General features: G+C 41.4%; 20 protein-coding genes. 15 read left to right on the forward strand and 5 right to left on the reverse strand.

Annotation, left to right across the window (positions count from 1 at the left end; translation table 11 throughout):
• Nucleotides 1–147 precede the first annotated feature (147 nt).
• The 8 genes from AVJ20_RS16300 to AVJ20_RS16330 all read left to right on the forward strand — a co-directional run bounded on the left by AVJ20_RS16300 (nucleotide 148) and on the right by AVJ20_RS16330 (nucleotide 5,945).
• Nucleotides 148–588, forward strand: a complete 441-nt coding sequence (locus AVJ20_RS16300) for a hypothetical protein (protein WP_111885955.1) — start codon at nucleotides 148–150, stop codon at nucleotides 586–588.
• 30 nt (nucleotides 589–618) lie between these two features.
• Nucleotides 619–1,344, forward strand: coding sequence for a hypothetical protein (locus tag AVJ20_RS16305; RefSeq protein ID WP_111885956.1), 726 nt, complete (start codon nucleotides 619–621; stop codon nucleotides 1,342–1,344).
• 106 nt (nucleotides 1,345–1,450) lie between these two features.
• Nucleotides 1,451–2,185 carry a class I SAM-dependent methyltransferase gene (locus AVJ20_RS16310; RefSeq protein WP_111885957.1) on the forward strand — a complete coding sequence of 245 codons (735 nt, stop codon included), beginning with the start codon at nucleotides 1,451–1,453 and terminating at the stop codon, nucleotides 2,183–2,185.
• A 193-nt stretch (nucleotides 2,186–2,378) separates the two neighbouring features.
• Nucleotides 2,379–2,699: a hypothetical protein gene (locus AVJ20_RS18780; RefSeq protein WP_228157241.1), complete on the forward strand. Its 321-nt coding sequence runs from the start codon at nucleotides 2,379–2,381 to the stop codon at nucleotides 2,697–2,699.
• A 1-nt stretch (nucleotide 2,700) separates the two neighbouring features.
• On the forward strand, nucleotides 2,701–2,907 hold the full coding sequence (locus tag AVJ20_RS18785; RefSeq protein WP_228157242.1) for a hypothetical protein: 207 nt from the start codon (nucleotides 2,701–2,703) through the stop codon (nucleotides 2,905–2,907).
• A 192-nt stretch (nucleotides 2,908–3,099) separates the two neighbouring features.
• Nucleotides 3,100–3,849, forward strand: coding sequence for a hypothetical protein (locus AVJ20_RS16320; protein ID WP_111885958.1), 750 nt, complete (start codon nucleotides 3,100–3,102; stop codon nucleotides 3,847–3,849).
• 79 nt (nucleotides 3,850–3,928) lie between these two features.
• Nucleotides 3,929–4,207 carry a hypothetical protein gene (locus AVJ20_RS16325; protein ID WP_111885970.1) on the forward strand — a complete coding sequence of 93 codons (279 nt, stop codon included), beginning with the start codon at nucleotides 3,929–3,931 and terminating at the stop codon, nucleotides 4,205–4,207.
• Nucleotides 4,208–4,583: 376 nt separating this feature from the next.
• Nucleotides 4,584–5,945 (forward strand): GGDEF domain-containing protein, encoded by a 1,362-nt coding sequence (locus AVJ20_RS16330; protein ID WP_111885959.1) that lies wholly within the window; start codon nucleotides 4,584–4,586, stop codon nucleotides 5,943–5,945.
• A 56-nt stretch (nucleotides 5,946–6,001) separates the two neighbouring features.
• Here the strand turns inward: AVJ20_RS16330 and AVJ20_RS16335 are convergent, their stop codons facing one another.
• Nucleotides 6,002–6,622, reverse strand: a complete 621-nt coding sequence (locus tag AVJ20_RS16335; RefSeq protein WP_111885960.1) for a hypothetical protein — start codon at nucleotides 6,620–6,622, stop codon at nucleotides 6,002–6,004.
• A gap of 297 nt (nucleotides 6,623–6,919) precedes the next feature.
• On the opposite strand from AVJ20_RS16335, the gene tehB reads away from it, so the two are divergent.
• Nucleotides 6,920–7,792, forward strand: coding sequence for an SAM-dependent methyltransferase TehB (tehB, locus tag AVJ20_RS16340; RefSeq protein WP_111885961.1), 873 nt, complete (start codon nucleotides 6,920–6,922; stop codon nucleotides 7,790–7,792).
• A gap of 338 nt (nucleotides 7,793–8,130) precedes the next feature.
• On the opposite strand, the gene AVJ20_RS16345 is transcribed toward tehB, so the two are convergent.
• The 3 genes from AVJ20_RS16345 to fadB form a co-directional block, all read right to left on the reverse strand.
• On the reverse strand, nucleotides 8,131–8,979 hold the full coding sequence (locus AVJ20_RS16345) for a hypothetical protein (protein WP_111885962.1): 849 nt from the start codon (nucleotides 8,977–8,979) through the stop codon (nucleotides 8,131–8,133).
• Nucleotides 8,980–9,106: 127 nt separating this feature from the next.
• Nucleotides 9,107–10,279: an acetyl-CoA C-acyltransferase FadA gene (gene fadA / locus AVJ20_RS16350; RefSeq protein ID WP_111885963.1), complete on the reverse strand. Its 1,173-nt coding sequence runs from the start codon at nucleotides 10,277–10,279 to the stop codon at nucleotides 9,107–9,109.
• A 12-nt stretch (nucleotides 10,280–10,291) separates the two neighbouring features.
• A complete protein-coding gene (gene fadB, locus AVJ20_RS16355; RefSeq protein WP_078193135.1) occupies nucleotides 10,292–12,445 on the reverse strand; it encodes a fatty acid oxidation complex subunit alpha FadB in 2,154 nt (717 codons plus the stop codon).
• A gap of 471 nt (nucleotides 12,446–12,916) precedes the next feature.
• On the opposite strand from fadB, the gene lpxO reads away from it, so the two are divergent.
• The 3 genes from lpxO (at nucleotide 12,917) to AVJ20_RS16375 (ending at nucleotide 15,878) form a co-directional block, all read left to right on the forward strand.
• Entirely contained in the window at nucleotides 12,917–13,831 is a 915-nt protein-coding gene (gene lpxO / locus AVJ20_RS16360; RefSeq protein WP_111885964.1) for a lipid A hydroxylase LpxO, read from the forward strand.
• A gap of 369 nt (nucleotides 13,832–14,200) precedes the next feature.
• Nucleotides 14,201–15,283 carry a diguanylate cyclase domain-containing protein gene (locus AVJ20_RS16370; protein ID WP_111885966.1) on the forward strand — a complete coding sequence of 361 codons (1,083 nt, stop codon included), beginning with the start codon at nucleotides 14,201–14,203 and terminating at the stop codon, nucleotides 15,281–15,283.
• A gap of 181 nt (nucleotides 15,284–15,464) precedes the next feature.
• Complete coding sequence (locus AVJ20_RS16375) at nucleotides 15,465–15,878, forward strand: PH domain-containing protein (RefSeq protein WP_111885967.1); 414 nt, start codon at nucleotides 15,465–15,467, stop codon at nucleotides 15,876–15,878.
• Nucleotides 15,879–15,931: 53 nt separating this feature from the next.
• Here AVJ20_RS16375 and AVJ20_RS16380 read toward each other — a convergent pair whose 3' ends face one another.
• Nucleotides 15,932–16,978: an AAA family ATPase gene (locus tag AVJ20_RS16380; RefSeq protein ID WP_111885968.1), complete on the reverse strand. Its 1,047-nt coding sequence runs from the start codon at nucleotides 16,976–16,978 to the stop codon at nucleotides 15,932–15,934.
• A 178-nt stretch (nucleotides 16,979–17,156) separates the two neighbouring features.
• On the opposite strand from AVJ20_RS16380, the gene uvrC reads away from it, so the two are divergent.
• The 3 genes from uvrC to pgsA all read left to right on the forward strand — a co-directional run bounded on the left by uvrC (nucleotide 17,157) and on the right by pgsA (nucleotide 20,579).
• Nucleotides 17,157–18,956: an excinuclease ABC subunit UvrC gene (uvrC, locus tag AVJ20_RS16385; protein ID WP_111885971.1), complete on the forward strand. Its 1,800-nt coding sequence runs from the start codon at nucleotides 17,157–17,159 to the stop codon at nucleotides 18,954–18,956.
• 136 nt (nucleotides 18,957–19,092) lie between these two features.
• Nucleotides 19,093–19,887: a thioesterase family protein gene (locus AVJ20_RS16390; RefSeq protein WP_111885969.1), complete on the forward strand. Its 795-nt coding sequence runs from the start codon at nucleotides 19,093–19,095 to the stop codon at nucleotides 19,885–19,887.
• Nucleotides 19,888–19,991: 104 nt separating this feature from the next.
• Nucleotides 19,992–20,579, forward strand: coding sequence for a CDP-diacylglycerol--glycerol-3-phosphate 3-phosphatidyltransferase (gene pgsA, locus AVJ20_RS16395; RefSeq protein ID WP_078190467.1), 588 nt, complete (start codon nucleotides 19,992–19,994; stop codon nucleotides 20,577–20,579).
• The last annotated feature ends 618 nt before the right edge of the window (nucleotides 20,580–21,197 follow it).

Raw genomic sequence — 21,197 nt, forward strand, 5'->3', positions numbered from 1 at the left:
GAAAAAACCTCAAACCATTATTTGAGGTTTTTTTTCGTCTGCTGTTTTTTAGTTGTTGATATTTTGCACAGTTTAACTGATACAATCGATGCCAGATGATGAGCCCAATGGCTATAAGAAAATTATTAAAAAATAAGGGTTAAGGTTATGAAAAAAATATTATTTCCTGTTTTGATCGGCATGAGTGCCTTGCTGAGCGCATGTGGTGGCGGGGGCGGCAGTAATGTCGATTCTTCCTATTCTAAAACCATTATCCAAAATGGTGTGACCTATGAATGTAAAAGTGAAAATGCAGCAGCGCTTTGTGATAATGGCAATTGCTCTTCCTGTGAATCATCGCTCGATAAAATAATTACAGCATCGTGCAGCACCAGTATTTCCGCAGGGCAAACAATTTATGCCGTGACCAAAACGGGCTGTGTATCCAATATGAAATCGGGCAGCAGAATAACTGCAGCATGTGATAATGGTCTGCTTAAATTAAAAGTTGGATCTAACTTTAGCTTAAATCAGGTGATTAACACGGGTACGACGATGAGCTCTGGTGAATATATTGTCGGCACAGAAGTGCTCCGCTGCAGGCTTTAATCAAATGAACATAGTTTCGTGGAGTGACAGTTGAAGCGACTTCAATATGCGGCGCTTGGACTGCTCTGTTTTGCACTGGGCTATATTGCGGCATCGTGGAATGACCAACCAAGCTTGACGTCGCCGCCACCTGAGCACTCGCTTGTCTCTTTGGCGACGAGTAATCCTGTGGCACTCTTGGCTTTAGATCAAGATGCCTCGGATCAATCTCATTCTAAAGATATACAGCAACAACTCAAAAGCCAACATCGTCAGCTACAGAGCATTATTCAGCAGACTTCAGATCAACAATTGGGGCAATATTTACAGCAGGCATTTCCCAATTATAGTTTTGCAGGGATTCAAAATAAGCAGCAGTTTGCGCAGCAGATGTTAGACGAATTTCTACAAGCCAAAAATGATCCGCAGCAGCGATTGGCAGGGCAAGCGTATGTGACTGATCAATCACAGACAGATGTAGAGCAAGTTTTACCTCGTGAAATCTATGTGACACAGCCGTTGTATGCACATTTTGATACCATGGGTAAAGTTCCAAACCATATGCAAGTCATGGTGCGTTGGACGCATCGTGATAGCGGTGAAGTGCTGCTCTTTACGCCACGCAAAGTCAGTGAGCAACAGCAACAAAACTGGGTGAGTTTCTATCCTATGACTGGATGGAAAACTGGTCACTATGATGTGAAATATTATCAAATGAATGATCAATTAAGCCCGATTGCACAGACCAGTTTTTATATACAGCACGTGATTGAGTAAATATTTGAAGCTCAAATTTTATCGCTGAAGCTATGACGTAAGTGCTAGTTTCCGACCCTAAAAATTCGATTAAACTGATAAAAAAAACAACCAATGAATCCCCGCAATGAAAGATCTTTTCTCTACAGGGAGTGCGCTGTATCAACAAGCACGTCCAAGTTATTCTGCTGAAGTTGTCGATAGCATCTCGCAGCATGTTGCCGTGCGTGAACTGGCATGGGACTGTGGTGCAGGTTCAGGTCAATTTACCAAAGGTTTGGCGTCCTATTTTCAACAGGTTTTAGCGACAGATCTGAGTGCCGAACAATTGGCACAAGCACCCAATTTAGACAATGTGCGTTATGAGCAAGCTAGCGCAGAACATTGTCCGCTTGCTGACCATTCAGCGGATTTAATTACAGTTGCGCAAGCGATTCATTGGTTCGATTTTGCTGCCTTTTATGCGGAAGTACGACGAGTATTGAAACCCCATGGTCACATCGCCATTGTGGGCTATGGTCTGATTCAATTTGAACATGCGGAATTAAACCAGCTTTTACAGGATCTGTATTTTGTCACGTTAAAGGGCTATTGGGACGTTGAACGTCGTTACATTGACGAAGAATATCGCAGTATTCCGTTTCCATTTCAGGAGTTAGCGACACCTCAGCTGTTTTTAAATTATAGGTGGAGTGCACAGCAAATTTTAGACTATTTGCAAACATGGTCTGGATTAAAACACTACCAAAAACAACATCCAACACATCAACCGTGTGCAACTTTGAACGACTTCTTTAGCCGTCATCCGCAGCAAGAGTTTGCTTTGTCATTTCCTGTGCTGTTAAGAATCGGGACAGTATAAAAAAGAAAAAGTAGCCGCAATATAGATAGATAAAGGATGAAATCTTAAGTCTAGAATGAGCAACGTGAGGTTTGAATCGGCTGTACTTTCGTGCCGTTTGTCGGGGTTCAATCTAGTAAGTTGATTAATTGTTGTACAATAATGGCAGTGTAAATTTTTTCAATTTTTTATTTTTAAATCTCTCGGAATGAACATGATGAATCTCCCTAAATCTGTTTCCGTTTTGGTTTTTGTTAGCGCAGCAATGACGGCTATGAGTACTTTGGCTGCGGAAAAAGCCACTACAAAAGCTGAGGATACCGAACAAAAAGCTATCCAGATGCCTGCTTTAACCATTATGGCAGAGCGTGAAATGCGTGCAGAGACGGGCATTGTTGAGTATCAAGAGCAGGTGGATCGCCGTAAAGCCTTACAGCAACGGGTGATGCAACTTGAGCGCGATACGCAAAACAAAGGTGTCGATGCAACAATCGTATCAAATGTAGATGTCTTGCACTGCGACAGCAGTGCCTGATATGTCGAATTTATCGCCTTTGATGCAGCAGCATGTTTTAGATATTGCCGCAGGTTTGCAGTCTTCTGACCCACGCAATGGTTTATATATTATGTTGCAACCCTTTGGGATAGACCGAAATGCGACCAATGTGCAAATCAGTCGTGATCAAATCAATCTCGGCAATATTGACCGTCAGTTAAATACCAATCCGATCAAGACCCCATAATCGAATACATCTCTACAGCAAATAGAAGGCGAAAATTCATGTTTTATCCATGAATTTTCGTTTTGATGACATGCGCAATTTAAGACTTTCTATATTGATGATTTCAAATAGCCTCCTTAAAAAGCATGGCTATTTTATCGTCAATCTTCAAACTTTTGGTTAAACTGAATAAAAGGGCATTCGGAGCTCATTATGCCGCGTATCTTTGTTGTCTTGGCCAGTGCAACGGTATTGGTCTTTGGATGGATGTTTTATCAATATTCAGTACAGCAAAAAGAAGCTGTGCAACTCTCGACCTATGAAACGGTTTTGCGCGAAAAAACCGAGCAAATTTTTCAGCAAGCTCAGCACTGGGAAGAACCGATACAACTTAATGTGACAGATGCACGGCTAACGGGTGATTATAAAATCATGTCGGATTTTATTTTGAGCCAAATGCTGCAGCGTGCAGAAGCGCGAAATCAGTATATTCGTGATCTTAAAGCACTGAATTGGGATAAATTTCTTGATATCGATCGCTTATTAAAAGATAAAAAAAACCAATATCAAGAGACTGAGCAAATGCTGCAGCAGGTGCATGCAGTGGTCGATGCTTATGAGCAAAAAACCACACAGCAAGAGGAAAATGGTTTAGCTCAGGCCAAACAGTTGGCGGTCAAACAGGTGTTTCGTCAGCAAATTGCCCAGAGTTTAAGAGACAGTCGTGATAGTGATGAGTCGCATGCTTTATTTGAGTTAGAAAAGCAAAGCTTGGCGAAGGCTGATGAGCTCTTTGCTGTGCTGAAAGCCAATAAATGGGAAAAGAAAAATAAATTATTTATGTTCTATGAAGATGCGCCTTTAAAGCAGTTTAATCAGCTTTATACAGAGATGTTAGCGCTTAATGCGCAAATGGATGAGATCCGCCAAAAGAACCGTTCAGAGTTGAAACAAAAGCTTTAACTGACTGTCATCTCTCTTTCAAATTTGCGCGATAAAGTGGCTTATAGCAGGGTTTTACATCATATAGAGGTCCATGCTCATGCGAGCTATTCAGATTTTTGATGATATTCAGCAGGTCTATATCGACTTTATCGCGAACCGCCAATATCCACGTTTGGAAAGTTTAAACAATTGGGGCAAGAACCGTTTTTTCTTCAATCAGTATTTTCGCATGATTGAAGATTGGCATCTGACTGAACAGATTGTGATTGAATTTAATCAACAATTTTATAGTTTGGATACAGGGACGGCGCCTGACTTTATGGATCAAGATAAATACATGGCTTGGTTGATGGAACAATTACAAATACTAAAATAAGTCCTTCTCATTCAAATTATTCAGCACAGCTTCGAGACATGTTATACAAGTGAAAGCCATCCTTTAGCGGATGGCTTTTTTGTTGCTATCGAGCATCAATTTGGGAGCTGAGTTCCGAACTAGCATGAATAACGCAAAAAACATTGGCTTTAAAACAGTCTTCGATTGTTTAAATTGCAAATTTAATACAACTATTAATCAATAGTGTGACTTAAATCACTTAAAATACGCCGAAAATTTAAACATAAATTTTTAGCTAGCAGCCCATATCGCATAAGAAGCTGAGCTGTATTGAACTTGCAAGCATTCTAACCTTAGACCGATTGGCTTTGAATGAAAGGTTTATCGCCATTTTTAGAGACGATTTTTTTAGCGTATGAAAAAATTAATACTGCTATGGCTTGCCATATGTGCGGTTTCATTGGTGTCGATAGGCTATACCTATGAATTATTTATTAGCCCTGTTTGGGTGGTAAATGCATTCGCGGCCTATGGCATGATTTTAATGCGGAAGCATTTAAGCCACGACTTACTGATCGTGCTCTATGCTTTTAGTGCGATCTTTGTGGCTTCGCTGATGGTCGATCCCGCCAAGACATTAGAGGATAAATTTCTCCTGTGTGCGATTTCGGCATTTCAAATTTGGGTATTTATTAAAGCCTATTTGGCACTGAGCCATTTAAAAAAGCGCCGCTTTAAACGAACCCTGATGCTAACTGTTCCGAGTATCGTGAGTGGTTTTGCAGGCAGTCTATTATTCGTGGCGTGTTTTCAGATGGATAACCAGTACTTTGCCTTTGTTGATTATTTTCTAGAGCAATTTGCAACAAGTTTGGCTGTGGTGTGTTTATTATTTGGTGTTCAGCGCTGGATGAATGTACCGTGGATAGATTATGGCTATCTGATCGTGGCATTGGCCGTGCAATATGTGATCTCAAATGATCAGATCTTCTATGCCTGCATGGTCTTGCCTTTATTGATGTGTTATTACGCGATCAAATACGACCTCAAAACTTTTTGCTGGCTGATTGGTTTAATGACGCTGATCTGTGGCTGGTATGGTGCCATGCCATTGGCTGGGGAATATTGGTCAGATGCACAGGTACATATGCTCTCGCGGATCAGTTCTTATCGTTTGGCATTGGGTATTTATCTGATCATTTTTCTGTTTATTTGTGAGCTATATGCACGAAATAAACGCCTGTATTTGGCTTTGCAACGTGTAAGTTTTTGCGATGAGTTGACGGGGCTGAAAAATCGCCATGCCTTTAAAGAACAAATATTTATAGAGGGTGCGGTTGATAAAGGCTGTGTCATTTTGCTCGATGTCGATAATTTTAAAAAAATTAATGACCAATATGGACACCAAATTGGGGACAGTGTTTTGGTGCATTTGGCAAAAATCTTAAAAAATTGTAGTCCTCGCGCGAGTTTTATCAGTCGCTGGGGCGGTGAAGAATTTTTAATTTTGCTCGAAGGTGCCGATTTGGAGCAGGGTAAAATGTTGTGTGAAACAATTTTGGAACGCTGCGAACATGTGCCGTTTCGAAAAGATCAATTAAGGCTAGATGTCAGCTTTAGTATGGGCTTGGCCGAGTTTCAACAGCTGAATTTGTCCAATTACTCCACGACTCTACAGCAGGTCGATGCCTGCCTATATCAGGCGAAATCACAGGGGAAAAATCAGTTTGTTTATCAAAAGATTATTCCGTTAGCAGAAAGCAGTATTGCAGTCTAAATCGGCATAAAAAAAGATGCCGTGAAGGCATCTTTTTTTTAGCATTTAATCAACGATTAAGCTGCTTTTTTAAACCAAGAAAAGAAACCTTTTTTCTCAGCTTTTGCTGCTTCAGCTTTTTTCTCTGCACATTTTTTAGCACAGTCTTTTTTCGCTTCAGCTTTTACTTCTTCAGTTTTAGTTTCAACAGCTTCTTTTGCATCAGTTGCTTTTTCTACAGCCGCATCTTTTGCTTCAACAGTTTTTGCAACGACAGCATCTTTAGTTGCTACAGTTTTTGCTACAGTCGCGTCTTTTACTGCAACAGTGTTCGCAACAACAGCGTCTTTAGCCGCTACAGTTTTTGCTAAAGTTGCATCTTTTGCTGCAACTGCAGTTTCTTTAGTTGCTGCTGCTTTTTCTACAACTGCTTTTTTCATGTCAGCAGTTTTTGCTTTAGTAGTTTCTTTCACCGTTAAAGTTTTAGTTTGAGTCGCTTTTTCTGCAACAGCCACTTGAGTTTTAGCAGCATCTTTAGTTGCTTGAGCAGCAGCTACAGTTGCAGTTTTCGCTTGTGTAGCTTGAGCTTTTACAGCTTCAACAGCAGTCGCAGGTTTTTTTTCTACAGCAGTAGTTGCCATAGCAGAAGTTGTAGCAGCAACTAAAGCAACAGCTAAAGTAGTTTTGATCGCGTTCATAGTCATCACTCTATAAAACTTAGTTAAAATAAGGCATTGTAAATTTTATGCCTTATCAACAGCGCTTAGGTTACACGGCACAGAGTGAGGGATTTGATTGTGTGAATATTCCACCAATGTTACAAACGGATAACATGGTGTTACGCAGAAAAACAAACAAAAACAGCGTACATTGCACAGCATTCGAAATTTTCAATTCAAAGCTGATTTAAAATCACTGTTAAAGCCGTTATGGTGAATATACATTTCCGCTATTGGTATGGCATAAAAATAACGTCGCATGAGGGATAACTATAGATGCAGCAGCTTATTTGTTATAAACAGCTCCCTGTGTGGACACAGCAGTCGATTCCACACGGTTTTAAACAACAGCACAATACTAAAGCAGGCACATGGGCAAAACTCACCGTGCTGCAAGGTGAAGTAAATTTTGCCATGTTAGATGCGTCTGGAAATGTCCTTTCCACGCATGTATTTAGTCCAGACCTACCATCGCCGTTTATCGAACCGCAGGCGTGGCACAAGATTGTCTCTGCGAGTGACGATGTGCAATGTCAGTTGAATTTTTATTGTTTAGCGCAGGACTATTTTTATAAGAAGTATCAACTCAGCCCAACACATTCAGAACTTTTGGCAGCAACACCATATTTGCAAGGTGGTCGAGCTTTGGATGTCGGCTGTGGTCAGGGGCGTAATTCGCTGTACTTAAGTCAGTTGTCTGAGCAGCGTTTTGAGGTGGATGCATGGGATGTCAATCCACACAGTTTGCACAAGCTGCAAGAGGTGATCGCTGCGGAAGGCATTGAAAATATTCATGTACAGCAGCGTGATCTAAACGCTGATCCAAGCATTACAGGTACATACGACTTTATTTGCTGTACTGTGGTGATGATGTTTTTAGAGGCCAATACAGTCAAGCCGCTGATTCAGCAGATTCAGAAAGCGACAAATATCAATGGTTATAACCTTATAGTTTGCGCGATGGATACGCCTGATATTCCTGCTCAGCCAGACTTTCCTTTTAGCTTTAAAGCAGGAGAGTTAAGTGCTTTGTATGCGGGCTGGAACATTGTGAAATACAATGAAAATGTCGGTGATTTACATCGGGTGGATGCGCAGGGAAATCGGATTCAACAGCATTTTGCGACTTTGTTGGCGCAGAAAATTTAAGCCAAGAATTGTAGGATGTTGAGTTGAAGGATTGGTGATCAACTCAACACTTACTTTACTTAAACTGAAAAAAGGGAACCATTTTTGAGTTAGTTTGGTAGTACTTATATGTAGGTCGAGTAATTTAATAAAATGTACCCAAATGAGTAATTAAGGTTAATAAATGATGTTGATTATTTTTTTAGTGGTCATAGAATATTTTAACGAAATGAATTTTTAAACTTATTTAGAGCTGACCCTTGTTAAGCCTAAATGTGGTAAATTTGAACACTCAATCTCTGTTGTTGCATGCTGAAAAGCGTTGTACTCAGCATGCAACTTTATATCTGAGCCTGAACTTAATTTACTTTAGTTTCAAACAATGGATTAAGGATTTGGTCTGCTTGTAAATTATGGTTATTAGTAGAGTAGATTCTACCTTTAAGTAAGTCAGCTTTATGCCATTCAAATGTTTGTTTATCTAAGTCTAATAAACGAACTGAGTATTGCTGACCTTCCTTAGGCATGTATGTTGTAACTATTCCAGCACCTGCACCCATAGTTGCTAGTGTTACACCTACACTTAAGGCACCCATTGCAAATTTACTTCCTACAGATGCATTCAATCCATCAAGCGAAACTAAAAAAATATAGTTTGAGTTTGCCCATTCTTTTAAAGTCTTGACAGTTGTTTCATCAAGCTGAGGCATATCTAGTTTTGCATTTCTATTTCGAACATTTGATAAATTTACAGCATCTGTTTTGGCTATAAACTGAGTAAGTGCAAATGCTGCTGCACGTTGATCATCAGTCATATTGCTATTTTGATTTAGAAGAGGATATGTGCTGATAGGCGCTCTTTTAGAATTGCTATCAACCTGAAATTCGTATTTTTTAAGCTGTTCTTCAGGCATTGAACCACAAATAAACGGCGTAGCAGAGGTACTAACAGTGACATTATGTTGGTTTAACTGTTGTGTAAAAGTTTGAATAAACTTCTCACTTGTAAGTTTAGTAGGCTCGATGAGTACTAAATCTTTCCCTAATTCATTGGTTAAAAGGCATGAGTTCACAAAAATCGCTACAGGTTTTACTTGGATTGCAGCTTGGGTCTGATTTAATTTTTGGCGCGACTCTTCGGAGATTTTTGTTGTTGCACAACCTGTAAATGCAAGACTGGCGATCAGTGGTAACACAATATTTTTCATAGAAACTCTTGTTTGGTTTTGTTTGATTTCTATGCGTATTATGCATAAATTGTGTTAATAATCTAATTAAATCTTTATTAAAAAACCCCGCACTAAGCGGGGTTTCTTTTGTCGACGTATTTAAGAATTAAACACGTTCGATAATGGTCGCGATACCTTGACCCAAACCGATACACATAGTCGCAAGACCGATTTGCGTATCTTGCTGTTCCATTACGTTCAACAATGTTGTTGTGATACGCGCACCAGAACAACCCAATGGGTGACCTAATGCAATCGCACCACCGTTCAAGTTCACACGGTCTTGTTGGTCATAAATGCCTAAGCCTTTAAGAACAGACAAACCTTGTGCTGCGAACGCTTCGTTCAATTCAAACGTTTGAATATCAGCAATTGACAAGCCAGCACGTTTAAGCGCTTTTTGAGTTGCTGGTACAGGACCATAACCCATGATCGCAGCATCACAGCCTGCAACCGCCATAGAACGAATCACAGCACGTGGCTTAAGACCTAAAGCTTGAGCACGTTCAGCAGACATCAGCAACATTGCAGAAGCACCATCAGACAAAGCTGAAGATGTTGCAGCAGTTACTGTACCGCCTTTCGGATCGAATACTGGACGTAAAGCTTGGAATGCTTCAAGGTTTGCATCAGGACGAATCACTTCATCGATATCGCACAGAATTTTGAAGCCATTTGTATCGTGACCTTCAACGCCCACGATTTCATTTTTGAAACGACCTTCTTGTGTTGCAGCCCAAGCACGGCGATGAGATTCCACACCAAACGCATCTTGTTCTTCACGCGAAATACCGTTCATACGACCTAACATTTCAGCCGTTAAGCCCATCATGTTAGACGCTTTTGCATAGTGCTTAGACGCTTCAGGGTTGATGTCGATGCCGTGCATCATGCCAACGTGACCCATGTGCTCTACACCACCAATGATGAAGATATCACCTTGGTTGGTTGCAATTTGCGCAGCCGCTGTGTGGATTGCTTGCATAGAAGAACCACAAAGACGGTTCACTGTTTGACCTGCAACAGTCTTTGGAAGATCAGCCAATAACGCAATGTTACGACCAATGTTCATACCTTGCTCTAGGGTTTGGTTTACACAGCCCCAGATTACGTCTTCAACTTCATTGGTATCAAACTGGTTACGAGCAACAAGCGCGCGTACTAATTCAGCAGATAAGCTGTCAGCACGTACGTTACGGAACATACCATTTTTGGTTTTACCCATTGCTGAACGTACGCCATCAACGATGACAACGTCACGTGGATTTAAAGTAGCCATTCACGTTGCTCCTTAACCGTAGAATTTTTTGTTGTTTGCAGCCATGTCACGCAACATTTGTGGCGCTTCATAAGCCTTACCTAAATACGCATATTTGTCGCAAAGCGCTACGTATTCAGCGACACCTGTTTGGTCGATGTAACGGCATGGACCACCACGGAATGGAGGGAAACCTACACCCATGATCATCGCCATATCTGCTTCAGCAGCCGTTGCAACGATGTTGTCTTCTAGGCAACGAACAGTTTCGTTACAGAACGTCAGCATCATACGGTCAATGATTTCTTGAGCGTCAAATTCACGTTTTTCCGCAGTTGCAACAGAAGCCACAAGTTCGTAAGCCACTGGATCAACCACTTTGGCTTTTTTACCTTTACGGTCAAGTTCGTATTTGTAGAAACCAACGTCATTCTTTTGACCAAGACGTTTGTTTTCGTACATGGTTAAAGTTGCGCCTTTGTAGTCTGGCTTCATGCGGTCAGGGAAACCTTCTGCCATCACTTCTGCACCGTGTACGCCTGTGTCGATACCCACAACGTCGATGAGGTAAGCAGGACCCATAGGCCAGCCGAATTTTTCCATCACTTTATCAACTTGTTGGAAGTCAGCACCGTCTTTCAATAGAAGGTCAAATGCACCAAAGTAAGGGAACAATACGCGGTTCACCAAGAAGCCTGGGCAGTCGTTAACTACGATTGGTGTTTTACCCATTTTCTGAGCAAGAACCACAGTCGTTGCGATTGCCTCAGCAGACGTCTTTTCACCACGGATCACTTCAACCAATGGCATCATGTGAACTGGGTTAAAGAAGTGCATACCTACGAAGTTTTCAGGACGTTGTAGGTTTTCAGCCAAACGTGTGATTGAAATGGTTGATGTGTTAGACGCAATGATCGTGTTTTCACGAACATTCTTTTCAGTTTCAGCAAGTACGATACCCTTAACTTTCGGGTTCTCTGTTACTGCCTCAATCACGATGTCCACTTCTTTAAACTCGTCATAGCTTAAAGTCGGACGGATGCGCGCAAGAGTTTCACCCATTTTCGCCGCAGTCATTTTTTTGCGATCAACTTGTTTAGTCAACAATTTGTTCGCTTCAGACATACCTAACGCCAATTGTGGGTTACCAATGTCTTTCATGATGATTGGTGTGCCTTTGCTTGCCGCTTGGTAAGCAATACCACCACCCATGATACCTGCGCCTAGTACAGCAGCTTGGTTGACAGGGTGAGCACCTTTTTCATATTTCTTCGAAGTTTTCTTCACAATTTGGTCGTTAAGGAATAAACCAATTAACGCACCTGCTTGTGGAGTCACAGCCGCTTTAGCAAAACCTTGCGCTTCGATTTTCAATGCTTCATCACGTGGAAGGCTTGCACCTGCTTGTAATGAGTCTAGAAGAAGTTTTGGCGCTGGGTATTGAGCAGGGTTTGCTTTTGCAAGAACTGCACCTTTCGCTGTATTGAATGCCATCATTTGTTCAAGCATGTTCAATTTAACAGGATCTAATTTTTCTTGACGTTTTGCTTTCCAGTCTACACGGCCAGCAATCGCTTGTTTCACAAGGTCAATTGCAGCGTCTTGTAGTTTGTCTGCAGCAACAACTGCATCAACAGCACCGTCTTTGAGCGCAGCAGCTGGCTTTTTCGGTGCAGCCATTGCCATCCATTCAACCGCATTGTCGATACCAATCACGCGGCTTAAACGAACCGTACCACCAAAACCAGGGTAGATACCCAGTTTGATTTCTGGAAGGCCAACTTGTGCAGCATCTGACATCACACGATAGTCACACACTAAGCACATTTCAAAACCGCCGCCCAATGCCATACCATTGATTGCAGCAACTTTAGGAACGTTTAGATCTTCAAACGCATTGAAGATGTCGTGAACAGGCAATGCCCAATCCACAATCGCTTGTTCGCCTTGAGCGAAGTTGTCACCGAATTCAGTGATATCTGCACCCACGATAAATGTAGATTTACCTGAAGTAACGATTAAACCTTTGATGTCACCGTTTGCTTTAACAGCGTCAATTGCAGCTTTAAAATCTTCAATTGTTGCGCGGTTAAATTTGTTGACCGACTCACCTTGTAAGTCAAAGCGGAATTCTGCAATTCCGTCCGAAAGCATTTGGACGGTAATGGCATTGCCAGCGTGGATCATGCCTGATCTCCTTTATTTTGGAGGACTTCTAAGTTGATGTTGTGAAGCGAGTACGCGGTTCCTGCGTACACTTTATGCCTCGCTAATCTTACGATAACTATATCTAAAAAGAACATAACAAGTTGTATCAAGCCGTGACGCTAGGGTCATCAAAATTTCTTTTGGAAATAGCCTTCGGATCTGCCTTTAAACGCTATCGCTCTAATTAAATATGTTGAAGCTTATGTTTCAGTTCACATTTTTTTATAAATGTAAGCTATAGATTGAGATGCGAAAGAAAAAATCAAGAAAAAAGCAAGTGTATTTTTCGGCAGAATGGTCAATTCACTTTTAACATTGTCATTCATCTTTGGTGATACACAGTGTTCTATGCTGCTTATTTAGGCATCACTGAGCACTATGCTATACTCGCCGCGTTCTCAAAAGTTAATTTTTCATTAAGCACAATGCTTATTAGCACCAGGTCCTCATATGATTAAGTGGATTATCCTGGCGGTCTTTGTCATTTCTGCGTTTTATATCCAACAACGCGGTAAAGTCCGTCATTCATTTTATCGTCAGTTTTTTGATCATTCGACATTGCTCGCACCGATCAATTTTCTCATGTACATGTTTTCAAAAGTGCCGAGTCAACCCTATATCGACACGCAGCATTTTAAAGATTTAAAAGTCTTAGATGAAAACTGGGAAATGATTCGTGATGAAGCCAAGGCCTTGTATGAAAAAGGGGGCATCAAAGCATCGAGTACTTATGATGACCTTGGATTTAACTCGTTCTTTAAAACAGGTTGGAAACGCTTTTATTTAAAATGGTATGACTCAGCTCATCCTTCGGCTGCTGAACTTTGCCCAAAAACTACGGCCTTGTTAAAAAATTTACCCACTATTAAAGCCGCGATGTTTACTGAGTTGGCGCCCGACAGTCGTTTAGTTCGTCATCGTGATCCCTATGCAGGTTCATTGCGTTATCACTTGGGCTTACTGACGCCCAATGATGACCGTTGTTTTATTGATGTCGATGGTCAGCGGTACTCATGGCGTGACGGCGAGAGTGTGGTGTTTGATGAAACCTATATTCACTATGCTGAAAATAAAACGGATCAGAACCGGATCATTTTCTTTGCAGACGTTGAACGACCATTAAAGTCAAAGTGGATGGAAGCTTTTAACCATTGGTTTGGTAAAAATGTCATGACTGCTGCAAGTTCACCGAATGAAAGCGGTGATAAAACAGGTGGTTTAAATAAAGTATTTGGCTATGTCTATCAAATTCGCATAAAAGCCAAAGCCTTGAAAAAAACCAATCGTTCACTGTATTACTTTTTAAAGTGGTTCCTAATGTTGGGGTTGTTCTTCCTGATTTTTATACGTCCATATTTATTTTAAAAGTGGAATAAATATCGAAAAAATGCGCCCTTAGGGGCGTTTTTTTATGCTGACAGTCAGCGAAATATCAGTTATCGTGCAAGCAGAATAAAAATAATCATGCAGAGCAAATCAGCAAAAGCAGAAATAGTGTTAGCCAGAATAAGCTAGAACCAGAATAAGCCAGAAAAAATGTGCCAATAGACGAGGAATATGATGTTGACGTCCAAACTTAAGCCCATGCCAAACCATTGAGCTGAAAGAAAAGCGTCATCATCAATGATAGCCAAAACCCAAAGGTGAAAACGGTGGAAACATTGCAGACCTACTGCATAGAAACCCTGTGTAAACGCCTGAAGGGAAGGATTTGGCGGGAAGGGGATCCGATTCATGAAAGCAACCAACCAAACATTGATGCATCAAATGCATATTTCGATGCAAGATATAGAACGACGTAAACAGTTGCTTGGCTTGACTGATTTAGAGCTGGCGGAACTGGCTTCGATTGGTGGAATTGTGGCGCCAATACTCGACAGTATGGTCGATGAATTTTATGAAAATCAGACCTCAATTCCAGAAATTGCCACTTTGATTGGTGATCTTGATACCTTGAAGCGTTTGCAACGCGCGCAGCACCAGTATTTATTGGACTTATTTTCGGGACGCTATGACAGCGCTTATGTGAATAACCGTTTACGGATTGGTTTGGTTCATAAGCGTATAGGTGTAGAGCCGAAATTGTATCTCTCTGCGGTGCATACCCTAAAGACTATGTTGTTCCGCTTAATTCAGCGTACCTTTAATGATACGGAACAGTATCAGCGGATTATTATCACCTTGGAAAAGCTCTTTATGTTCGACACCACATTGGTGGTGGAAACCTATGTATGGAGTTTGATTAATGAGGTGAAGATCTCCCGTGAAAAAATGGAACAGTATGCGCATGCGCTAGAGTTTCGTGCACAAGAAATGGAAGAACTTTCACAGCGCGATCCATTAACAGGACTGTTAAATGTCCGGCATTTATCGACCTTATTGACCAGTATTTTATATACCGCACAGCGTAATCATGAACCCGTAACAGTAGTGTTTATTGATATCAATGATTTTAAAAAGATCAATGATGAACAAGGTCATCCACGTGGAGATCAGGTACTACAAACGGTTGCTGCGGCCATAAAGTCGGTTGCACGTTTAGATGATCATTGCTTCCGTTATGGCGGAGACGAATTTTGTTTGGTCTTGCCGGGATGTAGTGAAAAGCATGTGGAAGCGAGTTTTATCCCGCGTTTATTAGAAGCGGTGGCTGAAATGGAAGCAAGCTTAAGTTTAAGTATTGGGCTGTGTCAAACAGACCATCAGCAAGGCTATATAGATGCCATGAGTTTGGTACAACAAGCCGATGCTAAAATGTATCAAGAGAAAAAGAATTATAAACGTTTGCAGGAACAACCTATATCGAAAGAAGCGTGATTCGAGCGTAAAGAACGCCAAAAATGACAATTGATGAATAGCGGTACTTGAGCGAAATGGTTCTCCATATTCTTGAAAATAATGTGATAAATACGCTTATTTCCTGCAAAAATAAAAGCTGAAATAGCAGATGCATCCTTCAAAATCTTGTATAGAATAAAAGCAGTTGATGGGGGATAAGATGCAAGTTTTTCGTTCAAAAAAAGATTGGTGGGTGGTGGCGTTTATTGTTTGTATGAGCGGTTTACTCATTCAATTATTACTCACCATGCATGCCAAAGGCACGATGCAACAATATCCTCTTCATACCGCGGTGTATATTTTGACGGTGTTATTGCTGTGGTGGCCAATATTCAATACACGTTATCAAATTTCCGCTACAGAATTAAACGTCCGTAGCATGTTTCTACGTTGGCAAATTCCTTTGCAGGATATCCAACGCATCAGTGCAAGTCAGGATTTGTCTGCGGCACCTGCGCTTTCCATTAAACGTTTAAAAATTGAATATCTTCGAGATGGCAAAACCAAATTTGTCATGGTTTCACCGAAAGATCCGCAAGCTTTTGCTAAAGCGATTGGTGTTCCAATTCAATAAATATAAGAATGCTGAATAAAGGTATGTGAGCATGCCTTTTAAAGACCAGTAAATTATTTAATAATAACCAATTGTCCAAGTTGTGCATCTAGGTGTATTTTAGTTTGTTCGGGATGATTCAAAAAATACACCGCCAAAATAGGTTCAAGTTCAACCCGTATTTTTCGTGCTAAATGTCGTGCGCCATAACGAATATCATGGTTCTTATAAAAATGTGCTTTGGCTGCATCTGTGAGTTTGATGCTGCGTTTTTGATGTTGTAGGCGTTGATTAAGTTTTTCCAGTTCAATCTCCACCAAACGAGGTAAAGCATCATCTTGAACGGGTTGATATTGCAGTACACGGTCAATACGGTTAATAAATTCAGGGTCGAATTTACGTTGCATGACTTTTTCAATAATGCTGCTGACCGGCACGCGTTTGAGACAAACCTTCTGTATTTTTTCGGGCAAAAAATTTAACTTATCTAGATATTGCTGTGCCGCTTGTGCACCGACATTGCTGGTCATAAAGATCATACAATTACGAAAGTCGATGGTTTTTGTACCTGAGGTTAGGGTTAATTTTCCGCTATCTAGCACATTCATTAAGCCGCGAAGCACTTCGGTTGACGCTTTTTCCAGTTCATCAAAAAGCACGATGCCCGGTCGGGTATGACTACCTGCAATGGCAACTTCATCAAATAAACTATGGCCTTCTTTCGAGCCGACATAGCCCGGAGGCGCACCAGTAATGGCAGCCGCATAATGTTCCTGTGCGAGCGTGTTCATATCAATACGGCAAAAGGCATCAGGTCGGCCATAAATCACTTCACTGATTAAACGCACAGTTTCGGTTTTACCAACACCTGTCGGTCCAAGCATTAAGGTTACGGAGAGCGGTCGTTCTGGACTGGAAAAATCAGCCTTGACCACATGCAGCATTTTTTCAATTTCGTCTAATGCTGCTTCTTGTCCAATGATCCGTTGCTTTAGGCGTTGCATAACGTCATGCGGTTCAAAATGAAAACGCGGCTTACCCATCAAACGGTTTTTTTCAGCAGTGCTATGCGTCGAAGTTGTCGGGTGTACGACATGGATGGCGGGATTGGCGTTCGTCATGCATCATGTTCCTAAAGCGGGATGTTTTGAGCATAGCAAATTTAGAATTTTGCATTAATAGCTTTTAGCAATCAGATCATTGCTATGAGCAACAATAAATTTGCGGGATTGCTTGAAAATGCAGGTAAAAGCATCACATCATGTCAAAGAGCAATATCGAAGATGGAACAAGGCAAAAGTGAACGAAAACGCACGCGAACATATTGAAAAAATTCTTGCCAATATGACGACTCTACCCGGTGTTTACCGCATGCTGGGTAAAGACGGTGAGTTGCTGTATGTGGGTAAAGCAAAGAATTTAAAAAATCGTGTGTCGAGTTATTTTGTGAAAACCATTGAGCATCCCAAGACGCAAGCCTTGGTCGCCCGTATTTATGATATTGAAACCTTGGTGGTGCGTTCTGAAACGGAAGCCCTATTGCTCGAACAAAACCTGATTAAGCTGCATCGTCCACCGTATAACATCATGCTGCGGGACGATAAATCTTATGTTTATATCTTTATTTCAGCCGATAAACCCTATCCACGAATTGCCGCAGGACGTGGGAAAGGTAAGCATCAAGCTGGTAAGTTTTTTGGGCCTTATCCGAGTGCCTATAACGCGCGTGACACTTTGGTGGTGCTGCAAAAATTGTTTAATGTGCGTCAGTGTGAAAATAGCTATTTTTCGCAGCGTAAACGACCATGCCTGCAATACCAAATTAAGCGCTGTTCCGCGCCTTGTGTGGGGTTGATCTCACCCGAAGATTACAAAGAAGATGTCAATAACTCGATTCGGTTTTTACAAGGCGACACTAAAGAGCTTAATCAAGAGCTGATTGGGAAAATGGAAGCTGCGGCCGAAGCACTCGAGTTTGAAAAGGCAGTGTTTTATCGTGATCGTATGGCACTGCTGCGTGATGTACAAACTCAGCAAGCGATTTATAAAGTCAAAGGCGAGGCAGATATCATTGCCATTGCTTATCAAGCTGGTGTGACCTGTGTGCAAATCATGCATGTGCGCAATGGCAAAATGCTCGGCGGAAAGAGTTATTTCCCTGATATGCAGGGTGATGATCTGGGTCAAATGCTCTCTGACTTCATTGCTAATTTTTACTTTCAGGTGGCAGACGAAATCCCTGCAGAACTCATCATCAATGTCGATATTCCAGATCGCAAAGACATGGAAGATGCACTACATCAGCACTTTGATAAAAAAATTCAAATCAAACATAAAGTGCGTGAAACCCGTGCAGAGTGGCAAGAGCTTGCACAAATGAATGTGCAGCACGCCATTAAAGGTAAACTGGCTGACCATTTTGAATTGAATGAGCGCTTTCATCAGTTAGAGCAAGTCGTTGGGCGGCCGATTGACAGTATTGAGTGTTTTGATATTTCTCATACTATGGGTGAGGCGACCATAGCGTCTTGTGTGGTCTTTGATGCGGGCGGCGCAAGAAAGCGCGACTATCGCCAATTTTCCATCAATGACATTACCGAAGGCGATGATTATGCTGCCATGCGTCAAGCGCTGACCCGCCGTTATAAAAAGCACATGTTGCCCGATTTGTTGTTAATTGACGGGGGTAAAGGTCAATTACACATGGCGATGGAAGTCATGCAAGAACTCGAGCTCGATGCCTTTATGGTCGGGGTGTCCAAAGGTGAGGGGCGTAAACCAGGTTTGGAAACCTTGCACTTTACCGATGGTGAAAAAATCCAATTGCCCGAAGACCATAAAGCCCTGCATTTGATTCAACAGGTTCGTGATGAAGCCCACCGATTTGCCATTACCAAACACCGAGCGAAACGAGATAAAAAGCGCGGCTCATCGGTACTTGAGGTGATTCCGGGCTTAGGGCCAAAACGTCGTCGGGATCTTTTAACCCATTTCGGCGGCATTCAAGGGGTGTTGAAGGCTTCTGAACATGATCTAAAACTTGTACCGGGTTTAGGTGATGTGATGGCGCGCACCATTTATAAAATCCTGCATGAATAGCGCGAACTAAGCCCAATCGATGACGGGTCAATCCTGAATTTGCCAAAATGATCATTGACGCATGAGTCACTGATCATTCACATCATTTAATTTTTATACAATGATATAAAAATCAAAAATATGATCAGGGATGATGATGTCACTCGCACAGTTGTATCAACATATTGAACACAATGAATGGGTTGAGATTCCAGAAGGATGGTTGCAAGGACGTACGATCTATGGCGGCTTAGTGGCTGGCATGATGATGCACAAAGCCGTTGCCACCATTGCCGATCCGCAGCGACGTTTACTCAGTTGTAATGTGACCTTTGTTGGGCCAGTACAATTGGCGCCCGTGCGTTTAAGTGCTGAAATTTTAAGACAGGGCAAATCCGTCACCACCATCGAAGTTCGACTTTGGCAAGATGATGCCGTACAAAGCATTTTATTGGCGAGCTTTGGTGTTCCACGTGAATCAAGCATTGCCGTCAATCAGGAGCGTCAAGCACCCGATTTTCCTGAAGTGAGCAGCTTAAAGATTGCCGAACATCATCCACTTGCACCCCAGTGCTTTCAGCAAATGGATTTGGTCTGGGTAGATGGGCAGTATCCGTGTACAGCAAGTCAAAAGCCTGACTTTAGTGGTTGGATGCGTTTTAACCCAGAACGTCATGATAACCGTAAGATGACTGTTGCTGACCTAATGGTCTCGATGGATATGTGGCCGCCCGGCGTACTGCCTATGTACAAAACCATGGCGCCTGCGAGTTCTTTAACATGGACATTGACCTATGTACATCTCTTGCAATCAAACTTACATAATTGGCTTAAATATAAAGTATTTACCGACTACGCCGCGGATGGCTACGCTACAGAATATGCGCATTTATGGGATGAAAATAACCAGTTGATAGCGATTGCGCGACAGACTGTTACGGTGTTTGCCTAGTGACACTGAGGGGCATTTCGTATAAAGTGAGTGCAACTAACGATGGATAAATCCTCAAATTATTTTGCATTTTCATCGTGCATGAGGGGAAAACTGGGGTGTCTATGACAACAGGTCGAATCCTGAATATTCCTAATATTTTAACATTGGCACGAATTGCTTTAATTCCTGTGTTTTTGTTGGTGGCGTACTGGCCACCTGCAATGGGCGTGGGTGAACATGCTGCCAGCATGTCACGTCATATATTGCTGACCGCTATTTTTGTGATCGCAGCTGTCACTGACTGGTTTGATGGCTACCTTGCAAGAAGTTTAAATCAGACTTCAGCATTTGGACGTTTTCTCGATCCTGTTGCAGATAAACTGATGGTCGCAACTGCTTTGATCGTCTTGGTGCAATGGCAACCGACCATTTCGATGGCCTTTGCAGCGATTGTAATTATTTCACGTGAAATCACAGTGTCTGCCCTACGTGAGTGGATGGCTGAATTAGGCGCGCGTACCAGTGTTGCGGTTTCAACCGTTGGTAAATATAAAACAGCATTTCAGATGATTGCGATTTCAGTGTTCTTGCTAAATTGGCAACCCCTAGAAATGTTGGCGTATGGATTGCTCTATACAGCCGTGGTTTTAACGTTATGGTCGATGTTTATTTATTTAAAAGCCGCATGGCCGTATTTAAAGCAACCTTGATTTAAAGTAAGTTATTAAAAGCTCCGTGATCGGGGCTTTTTTATTGCCGAGTTTTTAGAAAAAATTGAGGGTTTGACTAGTTTGAACAGCGCTTCATTTGATTAGAGCTTGAAGTTAAATGTGAGACGTTAGTGCAAATTTTGGATAAAAAAATTCCCAGATTTTGGGGGAAATCTGGGAAGGAAAATCGGGGTTACTTATCGCTATTATGGAAGATGTTTCCATCTTCTTGATTGCTATTATAGGAAAGCAGATTTAGAAATACATGGAGTTTATTGTAGTGTAATGTTGTGTTTTATTGAGAAATGTATCACAAATTTACATTAAGAATTTTTGATACAAATTGGCCGATAACTTTGGTAGGTTTTGTTTGGATTTAAACAATGAAAATCGATATATGTGATGATAAAAATACATTTAACATTATTTAAATAATAAATTCATTTATTTAAGTTTAAATAAAATTGATCAATGGATAAAAGATATTTCAGCAATGATGAAGATCATTTCCCAATGAAAGCTTACACAGACGTCATCTTTGTTTTGCGAAAATAGCAGTGCTCCGAAGCACAAAAAAAGAGTCTTTTTAGGCTCCTTTTTGAAGTTTGAAGTTTGAAG

Origin of the sequence: Acinetobacter sp. CFCC 11171 (assembly GCF_003268405.1) — a bacterium.
GTDB lineage: Bacteria > Pseudomonadota > Gammaproteobacteria > Pseudomonadales > Moraxellaceae > Acinetobacter > Acinetobacter amyesii.

Excerpts from the sequence above, each read along its gene's own strand:
- AVJ20_RS16300 (WP_111885955.1), top strand. The coding sequence starts at position 148 with ATGAAAAAAATATTATTTCCTGTTTTGATCGGCATGAGTGCCTTGCTG.
- AVJ20_RS16310 (WP_111885957.1), top strand. The coding sequence starts at position 1,451 with ATGAAAGATCTTTTCTCTACAGGGAGTGCGCTGTATCAACAAGCACGT.
- AVJ20_RS18780 (WP_228157241.1), top strand. The coding sequence starts at position 2,379 with ATGATGAATCTCCCTAAATCTGTTTCCGTTTTGGTTTTTGTTAGCGCA.
- AVJ20_RS18785 (WP_228157242.1), top strand. The coding sequence starts at position 2,701 with ATGTCGAATTTATCGCCTTTGATGCAGCAGCATGTTTTAGATATTGCC.
- AVJ20_RS16320 (WP_111885958.1), top strand. The coding sequence starts at position 3,100 with ATGCCGCGTATCTTTGTTGTCTTGGCCAGTGCAACGGTATTGGTCTTT.
- AVJ20_RS16325 (WP_111885970.1), top strand. The coding sequence starts at position 3,929 with ATGCGAGCTATTCAGATTTTTGATGATATTCAGCAGGTCTATATCGAC.
- AVJ20_RS16330 (WP_111885959.1), top strand. The coding sequence starts at position 4,584 with ATGAAAAAATTAATACTGCTATGGCTTGCCATATGTGCGGTTTCATTG.
- AVJ20_RS16335 (WP_111885960.1), bottom strand. The coding sequence starts at position 6,622 with ATGAACGCGATCAAAACTACTTTAGCTGTTGCTTTAGTTGCTGCTACA.
- tehB (WP_111885961.1), top strand. The coding sequence starts at position 6,920 with ATGCAGCAGCTTATTTGTTATAAACAGCTCCCTGTGTGGACACAGCAG.
- AVJ20_RS16345 (WP_111885962.1), bottom strand. The coding sequence starts at position 8,979 with ATGAAAAATATTGTGTTACCACTGATCGCCAGTCTTGCATTTACAGGT.
- fadA (WP_111885963.1), bottom strand. The coding sequence starts at position 10,279 with ATGGCTACTTTAAATCCACGTGACGTTGTCATCGTTGATGGCGTACGT.
- fadB (WP_078193135.1), bottom strand. The coding sequence starts at position 12,445 with ATGATCCACGCTGGCAATGCCATTACCGTCCAAATGCTTTCGGACGGA.
- lpxO (WP_111885964.1), top strand. The coding sequence starts at position 12,917 with ATGATTAAGTGGATTATCCTGGCGGTCTTTGTCATTTCTGCGTTTTAT.
- AVJ20_RS16370 (WP_111885966.1), top strand. The coding sequence starts at position 14,201 with ATGAAAGCAACCAACCAAACATTGATGCATCAAATGCATATTTCGATG.
- AVJ20_RS16375 (WP_111885967.1), top strand. The coding sequence starts at position 15,465 with ATGCAAGTTTTTCGTTCAAAAAAAGATTGGTGGGTGGTGGCGTTTATT.
- AVJ20_RS16380 (WP_111885968.1), bottom strand. The coding sequence starts at position 16,978 with ATGACGAACGCCAATCCCGCCATCCATGTCGTACACCCGACAACTTCG.
- AVJ20_RS16390 (WP_111885969.1), top strand. The coding sequence starts at position 19,093 with ATGTCACTCGCACAGTTGTATCAACATATTGAACACAATGAATGGGTT.
- pgsA (WP_078190467.1), top strand. The coding sequence starts at position 19,992 with ATGACAACAGGTCGAATCCTGAATATTCCTAATATTTTAACATTGGCA.